Raw genomic sequence first — 17686 nt, forward strand, 5'->3', positions numbered from 1 at the left:
AACCGACTAGAGAAACTATTCTGATGTAAAGTATTTAGCCGTCAACTGGCTCCTAATCAACGCTGGAAGAGGCTGGCCTGTCTGCCAACTTAGCAGCAGCTTCTGTTCACGTTTATGACTGTACTGAAGGAGATTGTAAATACTGGCCCCGGCAAATCCTCCGCCTGCGCTAGTCACTGCCGTCGTTGCCAAACTGGGTAGCGTACTATCTGTTTTGAGCATTACTGGAAACCAAAACGCTGTAAAGCCTACGCCAAATAGGGCTCCAAGTCGGGAGTGCTGGCGTTGTTCCTGAAACAGCCGGCGAACGGCTTGTACAGTATCGGCCTGCGCCATTTGAGGCTGGGCAACGATTGCTCCAATAACTGGCGTAGGAATAGTGGTTTGTGCGACGGAGGGAAGCGCCGAAATTGATAGTAATAGGATGATTGCCCCACTGCATAAAGTCCGTTTCATAAATAGCTTTGTATTAGGGTATATAGGTATTTATAAGGCTGAACGCTAGTATTCTACAAAAAGGTATAGGGTTCGGTAGTCTATTTCAAAAGGGTTATAACAGCCAAGCTGATACGAGTTGGTTACTAGTAGAGGCGAAGAACCGGATGCGTCTCCACTCAGGAAAAACGCGTCACTAGCTTTCTAGCTACCTTCGCTTAGTTCATTCTCGTTTCTAATTCCACCCCTAGCATGCCTTCATTCTTTCGCACCGCCACCTTGGCGGCCTTGCTGGCCACGACTGCGCCCGCCGTACAGGCCCAATCCGTTAAGGAGCTAACCTACACCGTCACGATGGACCCGGCGGCCAACAGCAACGAGTTTCAGGTGAAGCTTCAGCTGCCTAAGCTCAAGAAGTCGCAGGATATCTACCAGTTTGCGGCCACCGCACCCGGTACCTACCAGGTAATGGATATGGGTCGCTTTGTCAGCAAGTTTGAGGCATTCGATGCCAAGGGCAAACCGCTGGGGGCCAAAAAGCTATCTACCAATCAGTGGCAGCTTGACAACCCCAAGAAGACCCGCGAAATCCGCTACACCATTGCCGAAACTTGGGATACGAAGGTGGAGGAGCACCCGATCTATCTCATGTGCGGCTCGTCATTGGAGGCTGACCACGCCTTGCTCAACGGCCAGACCATTCTGGGCTACCCCGAGGATATGCAAGGCAAGCCCTTGCGCCTTAAGCTAGAGCACCCCAAGGAGTGGAAGGTAGGCACCGTGCTGGTGCCCGACGCGCAAGGCTACTACCGCCTCGACGACTACGACCACGCCGTTGATTCGCCCATTCTGCTGGGTCGCCTCACCGAAGCCAGCACCAAGCTCGGCGACGCCGATGTGGCCCTCTATTGCTACTCCGCCACCGATCAGGTGCAGGCCCAACCGCTACTCGGCTACATGCAGAAGATGCTGAATGCCGCCCAAGCCTTTCTGGGGGGCAATTTGCCGGTGAAGCGCTACGCTTTCCTGTATCATTTCGCCGACAAATCAGCCGGTGCTTGGGAGCACTCTTATAGCTCAGAGTACGTGCTGCGCGAAACGCCGCTCAATGCTGAAAGTGCTCAAAACGTAGTGGATATAGCTGCCCACGAGTTCTTTCACATCGTGACGCCGCTCAACATTCACTCCGAAATTATCGAGCAGTTCAACTTCGTAAACCCGACCGGCTCGGAGCACTTGTGGCTATACGAAGGCGTTACGGAGTGGGCTTCCCACACTATGCAGCTGCGTGGTGGCCTCGTTTCGCTCGATGACTATCTGGAAACCTTGCACGACAAGGTCGTCTACAACCAAACCCGCGCCGATACGACTTACAGTCTCAGCAAACTGGGTCTGAACTCGTTTGGCGACGAGGGCCAGAAGCAGTACGGCAACATTTACCAGCGCGGTGCGCTTACTGCCACCTTGCTCGATTTGCGCCTGCTGGAGCTGAGCGGCGGCAAGCGTGGCCTGCGTGAAGTGTTGCTGGAACTGGCCAAGAAATACGGCCCCAACAAGCCCATCAGCGAGAAGAACTTCTTCCAGGATTTCACCCAGCTCACCTATCCCGAAATCGGCGACTTCTTTGCCCGCTACATTCAGAAGGCCGAGCCGCTGCCTTTGCAGGAATACTTCGCCAAAGTGGGCATTCGCTACGACCGCGCCCTGCGCTCCGGCCGCCAGATCGCCACTATCGGGCAAGCATCCTATCAAGTTCAGGGAGATGAAGTTTATGTAACCGCGCCTAGTGCTCCGATGAAAGCGGCTGGCATTCGGGAAGGCGACCAGATCGGGGGCCTCGACGGCACGTTCGTAGATAGGCGCAACTTCGCTTCGGTCATCAGTAAGGTGCGGGAGCGGACGCCCAATACCGAGTTGCCTCTCACTATTCGCCGGGACGGCAAAGAGCAGATTGTGCGCGTGCGCCTCGCAGCTACGGACGAAGTAAAAAGCTACGCTTTCGTGCCCAACCCCGCTGCCACGCCCGCTCAGCTAGCGTTGCGCGAGGCCTGGATGAAGAATTTGTAATACTTCTTTTTGGTCGGACACAAGGTAAAAAAGCTCCAGCTACTTCAGCAGCTGGAGCTTTTTACTGTTTGAAACGCTTATGATCTGACAGACAGTACGCTACATCAGGTGAACGACTAAACACAGTAATAATGCGCATTGGGCTGAATGAGTAGCGTATCCTGTGTGTTCATCGTATTCAGTACATCAGCAGTAGGTGAAAGGCGGCATGCTTCGGCTGACCGTTATAACGAATAGATATGTCCTTAAATACGCAGCAATTAGATCAAGCCGATTTTCAGAACTCCTTTGTGGAGGAGCTGCGCGGTGAAGCATCTCGCAATAAAAACCCGCGCCAAGTACCTGGCTACCATTACTCGCGCATTGAGCCCACACCCGTCCGCGACCCGCATCTGTTGGCTTGGTCCGATGATCTGGGGGGCTTTTTAGGCATCGCCCGCCCAGCTGAGCGCGGCCCGGCCGTAGATGCCTTGGCCGGCAACCTCGTCACGGATAGCATGAAGCCATTTGCGGCCCGTTACGGCGGACACCAATTTGGCCACTGGGCGGGTCAGCTCGGCGATGGGCGCGCTATTTCCTTGGGCGAGCTTAAGGCTACCGATGGCTCGACGTGGGAAATTCAGCTGAAAGGCGCCGGCCCTACGCCGTACTCTCGCCGCGCCGATGGTCGCGCTGTGCTGCGCTCATCGCTGCGAGAGTTTTTGTGCTCTGAAGCCATGTATTATCTCGGCGTGCCCACCACGCGGGCGCTCAGCCTGGTAGGAACCGGCGATACGGTGGTGCGCGATATGTTCTACAACGGCAATCCGCAGGATGAGCCGGGCGCTGTGGTAGCGCGAGTGGCGACAACGTTTATTCGCTTCGGCAACTTCCAAATGATGGCCGTGGCCGGCGAGATGGACAACCTGCGCGCCCTCGCCGATTATGTAATTCAACATTTCTATCCCGAGTTGGGCGCACCTTCGCCGGAAGTGTACATGCGCTGGTTTGAGGAAGTATGTCGGCGCACGGCCGTCATGATTGCGCAATGGATGTCGGTGGGCTTCGTGCACGGAGTGATGAACACCGATAATATGTCTATTCTCGGCCTCACCATCGACTACGGCCCCTACGGCTGGCTGGAGCCGTATGACCTTGATTGGACGCCCAACACCACCGATTTCAGTAGCCGCCGCTATGCCTTTGGCCAGCAGCCCCAGGTGGCGCTCTGGAATCTGTACCAGCTGGCGCGGGCCATTGTGCCGCTGGTAAAAGAGCCAGAAGCGCTGCGTGAAAGCCTCGATCAGTACACCAAAACCTTGGCCGAAACCCGCCATGCCATGATGATGCGCAAGCTGGGTCTTACGACTCAAGCGTCAGATGATCAGACCTTAATTGAAGCGCTGCTCGAAGCCCTCGCCGAGTCGCAAGTGGACATGACGATATTCTTCCGCCGCCTCTCGCAGGCTGCACCGGCTTTGATTTCAAGCCCAGAAAACCAAGTGACTTTGTTCCAGGAGATAATCCAGGCTGCATCGTACGGCACATCGCCCGAAGGCGAGCAGCTGTTGACTCAATGGTTGCAGCGTTATGCCGACCGGCTCCGTCAAGAGCCTGCCGATCAGGCTTCAATTCGCGAAAGTATGCTCAGCGCCAACCCAAAGTATGTACTGCGCAATTACTTGGCGCAGCAAGCCATTGAAGCCGCCGAAACCGGTGACTTATCGGTGCTAAACAGGCTGATGGAAGTACTTAAAACACCGTTTGCCGAGCAGCCGGAGCACGATGAGCTAGCCGCCAAACGTCCCGACTGGGCACGGACCAAGGCTGGGTGTGCAACGTTGTCATGTAGCTCTTAGGAGATAGCCAAGACCAAAAGCGTGCTGATGGAAGTTACCTTTGCCGGGTAGCCTCCGTCAGCGCGCTTTGTGCTGCTTACTGCATGTTAAAATCTGAGGAATCGCATTCGTTTTCGGCGGCCGGGCCGCATCCGCACAAGTATGTGCTGCCGGCTATAACTGTAACCGAGCTGACGAGTACAGTTGTTGGGCTGCATTGCGTGGGCTTACCACCTACGGATAGCCGCATGTTGGCAGCCATTCAGCCTGAAACACTGGTGCTGGATAGTGGCACGTTTACTAGCGTAGCGCACGCGGCCAGTGAGCTGCGGTTTCCGACGGTAGTGGTGCAGCAAAATGGCCCAGACTTGGTAATGTCTTGTGCCTGTACTATTCCGAAGACAAGCTTGTGCGAGCATCAGGCGCTAGTGCTGCTCAGCATTGTGCAGCGCAAAGAGCTTCGCCTGTTTTTTGATAAACCGGCGCGCTATGCCTTCCTGCGCACCCTGGCCCGCGACTATGGTCTGGAGCAGGCAGATGATCTTGATGCTCATTTCGAGTTGATCTATAGCCGTCCATCGTCAGTTGCCGCAGTGCCTCGACGACCTGATTTATATGCCGTTACGGCCGCAACCAAGCAGGAATTGATAACGCAGTTGCTCCCTGCGAAACGTGGGCCAGCGGCAGATTTGCCCCCCAGCCACCAGTTGCTAGTGTTGAGCAAGCACCGCTACTACGGTCACCTGACTATCTACTTAGCCGAGGCGACCATGACGGCTACGGGCAAGGTCAAAAACCCGGTGAATGTCATCAATCCGCTGGATGGCATCTGGCAGCTTCAGCACCCCGACGAGGTTAAGTTTTACACCGCCATTTCCCACTTTCAGCGCAACTACGAAGACACCCGCACGAGTGCCGCTATCAGTGCCTTGCGAGCGGTGGTGCAGAACCCCGCTGGCCTGCCGGTGTACGCGCACAACACGAGTGTTTCCGACAATATCACGGCCCAGTCTGTTACGCCGGTGAAGCTCCGGCACACCAAGCTAGACCTGCGTATACTGGTGGAGCAGCAGGGTGATTATTACCAAGTTAGTGGTAAGCTGTGGCTCCACGATCAGCCCTTCGATCTGAAAGGCCTTTCGATTCAGTACGAGTATTTTGTGGCCGTGCATGGGGCTTTGTACTTGCTCGACGACTTGGATGTGTGGCGCGTGGTGGAGTTTTTTCAAAAGCGCAATAACACCCTGCTTATTCACCACTCGAAGTTCGGCGAGTTTCAACGCGACGTGCTGGCTAACCTGGAAAACCGTCTGCACATCACCTACGGCTATATGCGGCCCGCTACGCCGAAGCAGTTGGTGGAAAGTGGTTTTAATGAAGCGCCAGAGCTGCTGCTGTACCTCTCTGATGCTGGTGGGCACGTGGAGCTGCTGCCCGTGATGCGCTACGGACCCACGGAGGTATCCATTTTGTCGCGGCGGCAGCTGTATGCTACCGACGAGTTGGGCCGGACCTTTGTGCTGGCGCGGGATGCGGCGGCGGAGAACAGCTTCTTGGCGGCTTTGCTGCGTCATTACCCCGACTTTCAGGAGCAAGTCAATCAGGAAAGTCTGTACGTGCCGAAAAGTCAGTTTTTGCAGGGAGAATGGTTTCTGGATGCCTTTGAGGATTGGCGCAACTTAAGCATCACCATCTTGGGCTTTAATCAGCTCAAGAGCAACACATACAACCCCAACAAAGCCCACGTCACGGTGCGCGTGACGGGCGAAAATAACTGGTTTGATACCGTGCTGCGGGTGCGCTTTGGCAAGCAAGAGGCGTCTATGCGAAACCTGCACAAAGCCATTCGCAACAAGAGCCGCTACGTGCAGCTCGACGATGGCACCCGCGGCATTTTGCCCCAGGAATGGGTCGAGAAGTTTGCGAGCTATTTCGCGGCGGGCGAGGTAGTCGAGGATCGGATTCGGACGCCTAGCATCAGCTTTGCCACTCTCGAAGAGCTGTACGAGCCAGAGGCGCTGCTACCCAATGCCCAAAACCAATTAGCGCGCTACAAAGCCGCGGTGGCTGATTTTGCTGGCATCAAGCCCGTGAATTTGCCCCCCGACTTGCACGCTACCCTGCGCGATTACCAGCACCAGGGTCTGAACTGGCTGAACTTCCTGGATACCTTCAATTTCGGCGGCTGCCTGGCCGACGATATGGGCCTCGGTAAAACCTTGCAAGTGCTGGCCTTTATCCTGCTGCAGCGCGAAAAAAGCCCCCCAGGCGCTAACCTGGTCGTGGTGCCGACTTCGCTCGTGTTTAACTGGCTGGCAGAGGTCGAAAAGTTTGCGCCCTCGCTGCGTGTCCACGTCCTGCACGGCGCCGACCGTGGCCTGCACACCCGCGAGTTTGATGCCTGCGACATCGTGCTGACGACCTATAATACTATCGTATCGGATATTCGGTGGCTAAAGGAGTATCGTTTCAACTACGTGTTTTTGGATGAAGCTCAGGCCATTAAAAACCCGGATTCTCAGCGCTACCGGGTTGCTTGTTTGCTACAATCACGCAACCGCGTGGTGCTGACCGGCACGCCCGTTGAGAACAATACCTACGACCTGTACGGGCAGCTTTCCTTTGCTTGTCCTGGCCTGCTGGGCAGTCGGCAGCACTTCCAAGACTTGTATGCCGCGCCCATCGACAAGTTCAAAGACGCAAAACGGGCGCGAGCGCTCCAGCGCAAAATAAACCCCTTCGTGCTGCGCCGCACCAAGGCCCAGGTAGCCGCCGAGCTGCCCGACAAAACGGAAATGGTGCTTTACTGCGAGATGGGCGCTGAGCAGCGGCGGGTGTATGAGGCCTGCAAGCAAGAGTATCGGGCGAAGCTGATGGAGCTGCACGAAGAAACACCCGGCAAAAGCAGCCTGCATATTTTGCAGGGCCTCACCAAATTGCGCCAGATTTGTAATGCGCCGGCCTTGCTGCGCGAACAGGAATACTACGGCTCGGCGTCGGCTAAGATGGAGGTGTTGTTGGAGGAAATCAGCACAAAAGCCCCCCAGCACAAAATCCTGATCTTCTCGCAGTTTGTAGGCATGCTCAACCTGATCCGGCAGGAACTCGACCAGCGCAACATCAGCTACCAATACCTCACCGGCCAAACCCGTAACCGCGCCGCCGCCGTCACATCGTTCCAAGAAGACGAAACCGTGCGCGTCTTCCTCATCAGCCTAAAAGCTGGCGGCACCGGCCTGAATCTGACCGAAGCCGACTACGTTTACCTCGTGGACCCGTGGTGGAACCCAGCCGTTGAAAACCAAGCCATCGACCGCAGCCACCGCATCGGCCAAACCAAAAAAGTGGTGGCCGTGCGCCTCATTTGCCCCGATACCATCGAGGAGAAAATCATGAAGCTGCAAGAAGCTAAGCGCGAGCTGGCCTACGAGCTAATCAAAACCGACACAGCGCTAGTTAAATCCCTGACAAAACAGGAACTGCTAGAGCTGTTTAGTTGAGTTACTTGCTAATCTCCAGGCCGTCATGCCGAGCGCAGCGAAGCATCTCGCGTGCTGATGAGAGGTTAGTAATCTAACCGGCGCGAGCGAGATGCTTCGCTGCGCTCGGCATGACGGACTAGTAGCCTTGTATCATCTATTTTAATACGTGTAGTCAGTTCTACTTCCCCTTCACATAAAACGGAATGTTCGCCGTGGCTACGTTATCATGGCCATCATAGGCGTACACAAATAAGCGGTAGGCGCCTTCCTTGGTGGGGGCAGTGAGCTTGGTTTGGGCTTTTGCGCCAGTCGGAATCAAGCCCGGAACGGCAACAGGGCGGCTCTCCCGGTCGCCGCCCGATTTGAGGTCGGTGCTTTCGGGGAGCAGCTCGTAGCGGTAGGTGAGTGGGTCTTTGTTAGGGTCGGTGACGGTAGCCACGACGGGGTAGCTCTGGCCGGCTTGCAGGTAAATGTTGTCGGTAGACTTCTTGCCATCCAGCAAAAAGCCCCCCAGGTGCGGCGCCCGATTCTGGGGCCACTTCCCGCTCCACAGATACTGCATCACATCCACCACTTCCGATTCCTTGCCGTCCTCGGTGAAGATGCCGTACCAAGTAGGCGTGCGCTCCTGCTTCTGGCCCCACAAAAACACGTAAGTGCCTAGGCACTGAGTTTTATCCTTGGCTACGGAGGCTTCGTAGCGGCTTTGGTACACGGCGGCTTTCTGGCTGCTGGTTTCTTCTACTGAGGCTTTCCACGGCGTAACGGGACTTTCCCAGTGGCCGGTAGGGCCCCACTCAGCTACTACATAAGGGCCAGTCCAGCCGGTGGTGCGCACCTGCTGCGGAATAGCGGCCAGCCCAGCGTAGGTGTTGATGCTGAGAATATCCACAGCCGGGCACTTGGCCTTGATGTAGTCGACTTCCTTCTGGTTGAGGCCGGCCAGCACGGTGCTGGTGGGGTGGTTGGGGTCTACTTCATGAATCATCTGGGCAATCTGCTGCACGGCATCCCAGACCTTTGGGTTAGTGTACTCCAGGTTAAGTTCGTTGCCGATGCCCCAGAATAACACGGCCGGGTTGTCCTTGTATTTCACTACCTCAGCGCGCAGCTTCTGGAGCTGCTCTGCCACGGCCTGGGGGTTGTTGTAATCGAAGCCGTGCCGTTCGCGGGCCACATCGAGCCCCAGCATAACGGTGAGGCCATTTTTGTTGGCCTCGGCCAGTACTTTATCGGCGTTGTTGGTGCTCCAGGTGCGAATAGAATTGCCCCCGTACGCCTTGATGCGCTCCGGAAATTGCCCCCCACCGGCCCCATTGATAAAGTACGGCTTCCCCCGCGCAGCAGCTCATAGCGGCCATTGGCTTGTTTGACTTCCACTTTCACTGGCTCAGTTTGGGCATAGACCGACGCGGTGAAGGTGAGGAGAAAAAGGCAGGAGAGGAGCTTCATAGGTTCTGGGGGCTTTTTTGTTTGGTTAAAACTAGCTAGATCCGGCCACTATACATCCGATTATGCAGAAGCTTCTACAGCGGCTCGTCGTTGCTGGTGTTGCTGGCGCTGGGGTCAGAGTCACCGCCCATGTCAGACTGGGTACCCGCCGCCGTGGGGTCGGTAGGAGTGTCCGTCGCGGATTCGCTTTCTGAAGCGGACGTCGTATCCTCAGCATCTGCCGTTGCCGGTGGGGCGTCAGTGGGGGCGCTATCGGGGCGTGGCTGATTGGTGACGGTTTGAGTGTCGGCGCTCTGGGTATCGGAGGTGCCCTTGGTGGGTAGCGTGTTATCAGCCGGATTAGGCTGCTTGGGGGGCGTTTTTGGGTCCATGACGATGCAGATCTAGAAGTTGAGGGCCGCTAATAAGATAGTGGCTGCTAAGCGGATATACGGCGCAACTGAACCGTTGGACATGTCAACCCTGCTGGCTCAATCTGCGTTATATACCCTACACCATTTCCATTGTCAATCATGAGCATATTTGGTTCTAGCCGCTCAAGCGGCACACTAGGAGGCCTAATTTCGGGCTTGTTTGGCGGTGGTAGAGGGGGCGTAAACCCTGCTACTGGCAACTATGGTAACGTCGGCCGGTCTGGAGGCGTTGGGCGCAAACTGGCCACCGGAGCATTGCTGGCAGCCGGGGCCGCGTACCTCTATAATCGCAATAAGAACAAGGGCACAAATGCGTCTAATACCAACGTGTCCAACTTCAACCCGAATCTGTAGGCGCTCCGCCGCATGTTTCACAAAAGCCCCACTTCTGGCCTTTTATGGTCGGGGGTGGGGCTTTTGTGAAGTTTACTTAAAGTAAGCTTCGCGCATCCTAGCGATTGAAAGAGGAAAGATGAAAATTAGGTTGTGTTATGCTGAGCTTGCTGAAGCCCCTCTACTACTTCGGTGCAATGGCATTGATTAGTAACCAGTCGAGATGCTTCGACCAGCTCAGCATGACACGAAAAATGGAACCTTAGCCTCGTGCAGTAGTAACGGTGTGGTAGCAACTTGCCGCTTTACGGCAGTGGAGGCGTAACTTCCATCCTAAGCATGTCAAGAATTTAGCCTAGCTAGACCCGTATTAATAGAAGCACCTAACATTGATTTCTTGCCATGAGCTCATTTGAAATATAATAATAAAATTGGATTATAATATAAATAATTTGCATTTTAAATTTAAACTCTACAAATTTATTAAAGATTAAAATTCAGTATAGCCGTTCCAAGGCGCAGCGATTCAAGCTGCAACTCTCAATCCCACCTATTATTAAGTCTAAGTAATGCAGCCCAAGGCATTCTTGCTTCTGCGGCAGCCTGCTTATAAGGTAGTTATTGAGTTTAAAAACTGAAAATGATGCTCTCGACAGTTCAACCTTTTCTACGTTCGGATGCTGAAGTGTTCGAACGAGATGATTACTTAGAAATTCCAATTACCAATCCTTCGGAAGCTATTAAAGCTAATGCTTATTACTTCAATCATCCGGACTGGGCGCAGGAATATCTGACCTATTGTCATCGAAGTGAATCTTTCAAAAGCCGTTGGGAAGCTGCTCTGGGAGATTGTACAGGAAGTATAGTCGTAGACATTGGCTGCGGTCCTGGAAATATTTTCGCCACGATACAAGGAAAACCAAAGCTGCTGATTGGAATAGATGTAGCACCAAAATCTTTAGAGATTGCAAAGAGGCTAGGTTATGTACCTGTCCTTGCCGATGCAGTTAACCTGCCCTTTATTTCGGGTTTCGCAGATATTGTAGTACTAAATGCGGCTTTACATCACTGTGAGGACATGGCCGCAATTTTAAGAGAAGCAGCGCGTCTGGTGAAGCCAGGAGGTCTTATTATCACCGACCATGATCCTCAACTTAGCGCTTGGGATTATAAAGGAATTGCAAAACTGCTTTGGGAAGGCCGCTTAGTATTATATAAAATCACAGGCCACGGCTTCCATAAAACAGACAGTCAACAATACTGGGGATTACAATGTGAAATTCATCACAAACCTGGACATGGCGTTACGAAGCAATTTTTTATTGACAACTTGAAGCCACTTGGTTTTGAAGTAGATGTTTTTGCTCATAATCATGAGCTTGGCGCAGAAGTACTACAAGGCCAGAAGGGAAAAGCCGAGTTGAAATATAGAATTGGCAATCTTTTATCAGGTAGAAATCCCAGCGCAGAGGTAAGTGCTTTATCTCTGATGTGCGTGGCCAAAAAGCAAATTAGTGCTTAGTGTAGTAAGAAGAACCGGTCATACTCGGCCATTGCCGCGACAGTCAATAATAAGTGCGGTATTATATCTACTAATAGAGCTGCGTGTTCGTGGACCCAAATTTCAGTGTATGGTCGTCTACAAGCAGGCATTTTCCTTACTTAGACCTGTTGTCAGCCGTGAAGATTTATGTGGAATGACGTCAACCGATAGTACTAGTTTTGTCACGGCCGCGCCGCCATTCATAATTTCCTGATGCGGCAGAAACGGCCGCGTCAGTTTCTGCCCGTTGAGGCAACCTTCACAAGATTAATAATTATGAGTTACGCTGCGCTAAACTCGCGCCAGTTGAGGGAAATTCATCCGCACCTGCTAAAGTATCAGCGTTAACCGAAGCAGCCGAAGGACTGCGAAGACCAATAAACGAAGACTTATATGCTCAACTTTTTTGAAAGGAGCTTCTCAAATTTTAGAAATTTTGCAAAAGGAAATTTATTATCTCGCTCCTTTACAAAGCCTCTGTCTTTTAACGATAAGAACGTTTTTTTAGCTGTAAGTAAGCTATTATTAAGAGGGAATTAATATTGATTTCAAAGCTTATTAGCTCTTCAAGGTTCTTGATTTCATCGCCAAAACTTTCTGAGAACCCTTGAATCCTAACGAATGCTTTGTGCTTTTCCGAACTCAGCCTTACTATTTCGATTTGGTTGCCTCCTGGCTCATCATACCAGAAAAAACTTACACTATTCTGTCCAGTCATTAGGAGTTCTAATGCATGTATGAAATCGTAATAAGGATCACCGAAAACATGGGTGATATATAGCTCATACACTTTCCCCTGTACAAAAACGAGACAAGTACTCCACCCGTGGGGGTTAAGGGTTAGCATAAAATCAATGTCGTCTGTTGGAGCCTGCATTAATAAATCCGTGATTTTTTTGCTAGAACTTGACTTTACGGCCGCGCGGCCATCACAAACGTCAGCTCCCCACCCTTCATAATATCCTGATGCGGTAGAAACGGCCGCGTAAGCTTTTGCCCGTTTAGCCGCGCTTCCTTCACGTATACATTCTTGTCGCTCTGGTTTTTAACGCTGATGGTGAAGGTCTTACCGTTTTCTAAGTTGATGGTCGCGCCGTGCACGGCTGGGCTGCCCAGGGCGTAATCGGGGAGGCGGGCGCGACGGGGTAGAAGCCCAGGGCGCTGAAGATGTACCAGGCGCTCATTTGCCCGCAGTCGTCGTTGCCGCCAAGGCCGTCGGGGGTGGGGCGGTACATTTTAGGTAGAATCATGCGCACGCGAGCCTGGGTTTTCCAGGGCTGATCGGTCCAGTTGTAGAGGTAGGCGGCGTGGTGGGCGGGCTCATTGCCGTGCACGTAGTTGCCGATGATGCCCTCACGAGTGATGTCTTCGGTTTCGGCAAAGAATTTATCCGGCAAGTCCATTGTGAATAGCGAATCAAGGTGGGGCACGAAGCGAGAATTGCCCCCCATAAGCTGAATTAGCGCCGCCGGATCCTGGGGTACATAAAGACTATAGTTCCAAGCGTTGCCCTCAATAAAGCCTTGGTTGTGGGTGCTAAGTACGTCGAACTCTTTGCGGAAGCTGCCGTCGCTGAGACGGGGGCGCATGAAGCCGATGCGCTTGTCATACACGTTCTGCCAGTTTTGGGCCCGCTTGCTGAACTCCTGGTAGATATCCTGACGACCCAGCTTCTGCGCGGCCTGGGCAATGCACCAATCGTCGTAGGCGTATTCCAGGGTTTTTGAGACGGAAGAGCCACGCTTGTCTTCCGGCACGTAGCCCAGGCGCAGGTAGTCACCGATTCCGTCGTACCACTGCTGGCGGGCGGTAGTCACGCAGGCATCGAGGGCCTTGTTGGCATCGAAGGGTGCGTTGCCCTTCACAATGGCATCGGCAATAACGGGCACGCTGTGGTAGCCGATCATGCACCAGTTTTCGTTGGCGTGGTGGCTCCAGACGGGCAGCATGTGCTCGGCGCTCTGCGTAAAGTGCGCCAGCATCGACTGCACCATATCGGCGTTGCGCTTGGGCTGCAAGAGGTTGAACAGTGGGTGCAAGGCCCGGTAGGTATCCCAGAGCGAGAAAGTAGAATAGTTGGTGAAGCCCTCCGCCTTGTGTGTGTTCTGGTCGAGGCCACGGTACTGGCCGTCGGTGTCCTGATAAGTGGTGGGGCTGAGAAAGGTGTGATACAGCGCCGTGTAGAAGTTCTCCTTGTCCGCCCGCTTCGGCGACTGTATCGTAACGCGGCTCAGCTCCTGCTGCCACTGCTGTTGCCCCTGGCGCTTCACCTGCTCGAAATCCCAGCCGGGCGCTTCGGTGCGCAGATTCTTTAGGGCCCCGGCCGTACTCACCGGCGAAATGGCCATTTTGAGCTTGATCTTTTCGTTGGCTTTGGTCTGGAAATCGAAGTAGAGGCGCAACTGCTCACCGGCAAGCTCGGGGAAGTTCTTGCTCTGGTCAAACCGGCCCCAGAAGCCACGATATACCTGTTTGGGTGAGTAATTGCGGTGGCCGTACTGCTGGAAGGGCTTAGAAAACTGGAGGGCAAAATACAGCGTGCGGGTGCGGGCCCAGCCGTTGGTTTGGCGGTAGCCGGTCACCAGCGAATCGTTCTCCACCCGCACAAACGTCCAGACGTTTTTATCGGGGTAATTGTAAATGCCCGCCATCATATCCAGAATAATATGGGCCTGGTCGGACTGCGGGAAGGTGTATTGGTGGAAGCCCATACGGTTGGTGGCCGTCAGCTCGGCCAGGATGTTGTGATCTTCCAGCTTCACCTTGTAGTAAGCGGGCTCGGCTAATTCCGTTTGGTGCGAATAGGCGGATCGGTAGCCACTCTGGGGCTTGTCGGCCGTGCCGGGGTTTAGCTGTAATGGCCCGGTGGTGGGCATCACCAGAAAGTCGCCGAGGTCGGAGTGGCCGGTGCCGCTGAGGTGGGTGTGGCTGAAGCCGACGATGGTTTTGTCGGCATACTGGTAGCCAGCGCAATACTTATACACATCGGGGTTGTACTTGCCGTTCTGCTCGTAGCTCAGCGTGTCGGTATCAGGCGAGAGCTGCACCATCCCAAAGGGCACTGTAGCCCCCGGAAACGTATGCCCCATTTTGGCCGTGCCCACCAGCGGCTTCGCATACTGCACCAGGTTTTCGGTGGGCTTTGCTTTTTGAGCGAGGGTGGGAAAGAATGCGAGGAGGAACGCGGCGAGAAGCGGAAGTTTCATGTAGTTAGTCGTGGCGGGGGGCAAAAACGCGGGAAGGTAAGCAAGGGGCGCAAAGCAGGCATTTGCCATTATTTCAACTTCCGCGCTTCTACACCCGCGGTCGTAATCTTCACGGGTTGGATGCGGCCCTGGGCGTCGAAATAGAGGCGGTCGATGCAGGTGACGCGGTGGTCCCGGCCGGTGTCGCCCAGCGGGCGGCGGTGGTAAACGATGTACCACTCATCCTTACCTGGCACCTGAATGACAGAGTGATGCCCGGCGCCGGTCGCTACCTGCGGGTCTTGTTGCAGGATTCTGCCCACGCGCTCGAACGGGCCCAGGGGCGAGTCGGCCACGGCGTAGGCCACCGAGTAGTCGGGCCCGGTCCAGCCGCCCTCCGACCACATGAAGTAGTACTTACCGTCCTTGCGGAACATGAACGGGCCTTCTACGTAGCCCTGGGGGGTAATTTCCTTGTACACCGTGCCATCAGGGAAGGGCACGAAACCCGTAAAATCATCCTTCAGCCGCGCAATATTGCAGTGCGACCAGCCCCCGTAAATTATGTAGTAGGCGCCGTCCGTATCCTGAAACACAAACTGGTCGATGGGCTGGGCGCCATTGTGGATCTGTCCAATCAGGGGCTTTCCCAGGTGGTCGCGGAAGGGGCCTTCCGGGCGGTCGGCGACGGCCACGCCAATACCGCCTACTTCGCCCTCGTGCACATCGTTGGCGCCAAAGAAAAGGAAGTATTGGCTGCCCTTTTTAATCACGGACGGGGCCCACATGGCTTTGCGAGCCCATTTGATGGCGGTAGTATCTATAATTCGTGGGTGCTTGGTCCAGGTGACCAGGTCGGGCGAGGAGAAAGCGTCCAGGTGCACCTGCTGCTCGTAGCGGGCCGAATAGGTGGGGTAAATCCAATACTGCTTATCGAAGATGACAGCCTCCGGGTCGGCGTACCAGCCGGGAAACACCGGGTTGCCTGCGCGCGCCAAAGCCACCTTGGTTTTGGACGCAACTTTGGCTTTAGGGGCGGGCGCGGCAGATTGCGCAAACGCGGTGGACGCGGCCAAGCTAAGCACAACCGCTAGTATAAGAAGCTTTTTCATTGCAGTAGAGAGAGTTACGCGATATTCTCGGACTAGATTAATTTAAAGAACACTCTGTTGCCAGTCATGCCGAGCGGAGCGAAGCATCTCGCGTGCTGACGCCGGATTACTAATCTAACGGCGCGAGCGAGATGCTTCACTCTGCTCGGCATGACCGTCCTTTTACAGGTTTGCAGAAAAAAGCCCCCCAGTTGCGCTTTAGTCCAAAAGCTGCGGCTTTTGCTGGTACACCTGCCAGAGAAATTCCCCGAAAATAGTGTTGGCCCAGGCAAACCAGGCGCGGGTAAATTTGGCGGGATTGTCTTTGTGAAACGACTCGTGCATGTAGCCCGTGCCGGCGTGGGTGCTCTTCAAACTCTGCACGCAAGCCCGAATTTCGGCGTCGTTGGTGCTGGTCAGGCCGCGCATCGTGATGGCAATGGGCCAGATCATGTCCTGGCCTACGTGTGGACCGCCGATCCCTTCGGCCGCCGTGCCCTTGAAAAAGAACGGATTCGCCTGTGAGAGCAAAAACTTGCGGGTATTCTGGTACACGGCGTCGGTGGCGGGCACGGCGCCCAGGTATGGCAAGGACAGCAGACTGGGTACGTTGGCATCGTCCATGAGCACCTGACTGCCGAAGCCATCCACTTCGTAGGCGTAGAGCTTGCCGTGCTCGGGGTGGTTAACGATGGCGTATTGGCGCAGGGCGGCCTCCACTTCCGTGGCCAGCGCGGTAAGCTCCTGGGCGGTTTTGGTGTCTTTGGCCAGGCTGGTTATCATCTCGGCGGCTTGGCGCAGACTTACCACGGCGAAGAAGTTGCTGGGTACTAGGAAGGAGTAGAGCGTGGCGTCGTCGGAGGGGCGGAAAGCAGAGCAGATGAGGCCCACCGGCCGCACGGGGTAGCCGTAGCCGCTCATGGGCTGCGTATCAGTAGCCACGGCCGTTTCGCGCTGAAACTTGTAGGGGCCCAGTTCAGTCTTGCGCTGCTGCTCCCGAAACGTTTGCAAGGTGGCGCGGATGGCCTGTTGCCACTGCCCGTCGAAGGGCAGTGAGTCATTGGTTTTCTTCCAGTAATGATACGCCAGACGAATGGGGTAGCACAGGGAGTCGATTTCCCACTTGCGCTCGTGCACGCCGGGCTGCATCTTGGTCAGGTCCGATTTCCATTCCCCCACCTTGGTATCGTCGCCGTAGAAAGCGTTGGCGTAAGGATCCTTGATGATGCAGCGGGTCTGGCGGTTGATGACGCCTGCCACCAGTTGCCGCAGCTCAGCATCCTTGTCAATAAAATTAAGGTAGGGCCACACCTGCGCCGAGGAGTCACGCAGCCACATGGCGTCGATGTCGCCGGTGATGACGTAGGTATCGGGGCGGCCCTGGCGGTTGGTATGCGTGACGGTGGTATCGAGCGTGCTCGGAAAGCAATTATTGAATAGCCAGCCCAACTCCGGGTCTTTCACTTTCTTCTGAAACTCGGCAATAGCGGCCTCCACGGAGCGACTGGTAAACCGTCGCTTGGCCGTGGCCGGGCGTACCACCGGAAAGGCGGCAGCCCCACCCGCGAAGGAGTAGTGCCGAAACAATACGCTGCCGGTGAGCAATGAGAAGCTCTGAACAAAGGCTCTACGGTTCATAAAGAAGAGTATTGGTGAGCGTAAACGAAAGCTAAGGCTAAAGCTAAGACTAGTTCCCCTCCTCAACTGAGGAGGGGCTAGGGGTGGTTGAACACGATAGAACAAGACTAGAGCTACTTGCTAAAAAGCTCCCCAACGACCTTCAACCACCCTAACCCCTCCTCAACTGAGGAGGGGAACTAGTTCTTAGCCTTACTTAGCTTTTTTAGATTACTAGTCTGCACCCTGCG

At 54.7% G+C, this 17686-nt stretch carries 9 protein-coding genes and 1 pseudogene; 5 read left to right on the plus strand and 5 right to left on the minus strand.

The genetic code is table 11. The features are described 5' to 3' along the window. Window positions 1-687: 687 nt before the first annotated feature. From EPD59_RS07845 to EPD59_RS07855, 3 genes are all read left to right on the plus strand, one after another. Window positions 688-2502 (plus strand): M61 family metallopeptidase, encoded by a 1815-nt coding sequence (locus tag EPD59_RS07845; RefSeq protein ID WP_133272301.1) that lies wholly within the window; start codon window positions 688-690, stop codon window positions 2500-2502. Between the two features lie 239 nt (window positions 2503-2741). Next, window positions 2742-4340 (plus strand): protein adenylyltransferase SelO, encoded by a 1599-nt coding sequence (locus EPD59_RS07850; protein ID WP_133272302.1) that lies wholly within the window; start codon window positions 2742-2744, stop codon window positions 4338-4340. A gap of 83 nt (window positions 4341-4423) precedes the next feature. Next, window positions 4424-7819, plus strand: a complete 3396-nt coding sequence (locus tag EPD59_RS07855; protein ID WP_133272303.1) for a DEAD/DEAH box helicase — start codon at window positions 4424-4426, stop codon at window positions 7817-7819. A gap of 160 nt (window positions 7820-7979) precedes the next feature. Here EPD59_RS07855 and EPD59_RS07860 read toward each other — a convergent pair whose 3' ends face one another. Next, complete coding sequence (locus EPD59_RS07860) at window positions 7980-8993, minus strand: glycoside hydrolase 5 family protein (protein WP_240731668.1); 1014 nt, start codon at window positions 8991-8993, stop codon at window positions 7980-7982. Window positions 8994-9327: 334 nt separating this feature from the next. Beyond that, entirely contained in the window at window positions 9328-9624 is a 297-nt protein-coding gene (locus EPD59_RS07865; RefSeq protein ID WP_133272305.1) for a hypothetical protein, read from the minus strand. Between the two features lie 141 nt (window positions 9625-9765). On the opposite strand from EPD59_RS07865, the gene EPD59_RS07870 reads away from it, so the two are divergent. Then, window positions 9766-10020, plus strand: coding sequence for a hypothetical protein (locus tag EPD59_RS07870; RefSeq protein WP_133272306.1), 255 nt, complete (start codon window positions 9766-9768; stop codon window positions 10018-10020). Between the two features lie 619 nt (window positions 10021-10639). Beyond that, a complete protein-coding gene (locus EPD59_RS07875; protein ID WP_240731669.1) occupies window positions 10640-11521 on the plus strand; it encodes a class I SAM-dependent methyltransferase in 882 nt (293 codons plus the stop codon). A 933-nt stretch (window positions 11522-12454) separates the two neighbouring features. On the opposite strand, the pseudogene EPD59_RS07880 reads toward EPD59_RS07875, so the two are convergent. The 3 genes and pseudogenes from EPD59_RS07880 to EPD59_RS07890 form a co-directional block, all read right to left on the minus strand. Next, window positions 12455-14817 (minus strand): annotated as a pseudogene (locus tag EPD59_RS07880) (GH92 family glycosyl hydrolase). Next, entirely contained in the window at window positions 14817-15839 is a 1023-nt protein-coding gene (locus EPD59_RS07885) for a glycoside hydrolase family 43 protein (protein ID WP_133272307.1), read from the minus strand. Before EPD59_RS07885 ends, EPD59_RS07880 begins: the two are co-directional and overlap by 1 nt. Window positions 15840-16037: 198 nt before the next feature. Next, window positions 16038-17456, minus strand: a complete 1419-nt coding sequence (locus EPD59_RS07890) for a glycoside hydrolase family 125 protein (protein WP_133272308.1) — start codon at window positions 17454-17456, stop codon at window positions 16038-16040. Window positions 17457-17686 lie beyond the last annotated feature (230 nt).

The sequence above is a fragment of the Hymenobacter radiodurans genome (assembly GCF_004355185.1).
GTDB classification, from domain to species: Bacteria; Bacteroidota; Bacteroidia; order Cytophagales; family Hymenobacteraceae; genus Hymenobacter; species Hymenobacter radiodurans.

Excerpts from the sequence above, each read along its gene's own strand:
- EPD59_RS07885 (WP_133272307.1), bottom strand. The coding sequence starts at position 15,839 with ATGAAAAAGCTTCTTATACTAGCGGTTGTGCTTAGCTTGGCCGCGTCC.
- EPD59_RS07855 (WP_133272303.1), top strand. The coding sequence starts at position 4,424 with ATGTTAAAATCTGAGGAATCGCATTCGTTTTCGGCGGCCGGGCCGCAT.
- EPD59_RS07860 (WP_240731668.1), bottom strand. The coding sequence starts at position 8,993 with ATGCTGGGGCTCGATGTGGCCCGCGAACGGCACGGCTTCGATTACAAC.
- EPD59_RS07850 (WP_133272302.1), top strand. The coding sequence starts at position 2,742 with ATGTCCTTAAATACGCAGCAATTAGATCAAGCCGATTTTCAGAACTCC.
- EPD59_RS07875 (WP_240731669.1), top strand. The coding sequence starts at position 10,640 with ATGATGCTCTCGACAGTTCAACCTTTTCTACGTTCGGATGCTGAAGTG.
- EPD59_RS07845 (WP_133272301.1), top strand. The coding sequence starts at position 688 with ATGCCTTCATTCTTTCGCACCGCCACCTTGGCGGCCTTGCTGGCCACG.
- EPD59_RS07890 (WP_133272308.1), bottom strand. The coding sequence starts at position 17,456 with ATGAACCGTAGAGCCTTTGTTCAGAGCTTCTCATTGCTCACCGGCAGC.
- EPD59_RS07870 (WP_133272306.1), top strand. The coding sequence starts at position 9,766 with ATGAGCATATTTGGTTCTAGCCGCTCAAGCGGCACACTAGGAGGCCTA.
- EPD59_RS07865 (WP_133272305.1), bottom strand. The coding sequence starts at position 9,624 with ATGGACCCAAAAACGCCCCCCAAGCAGCCTAATCCGGCTGATAACACG.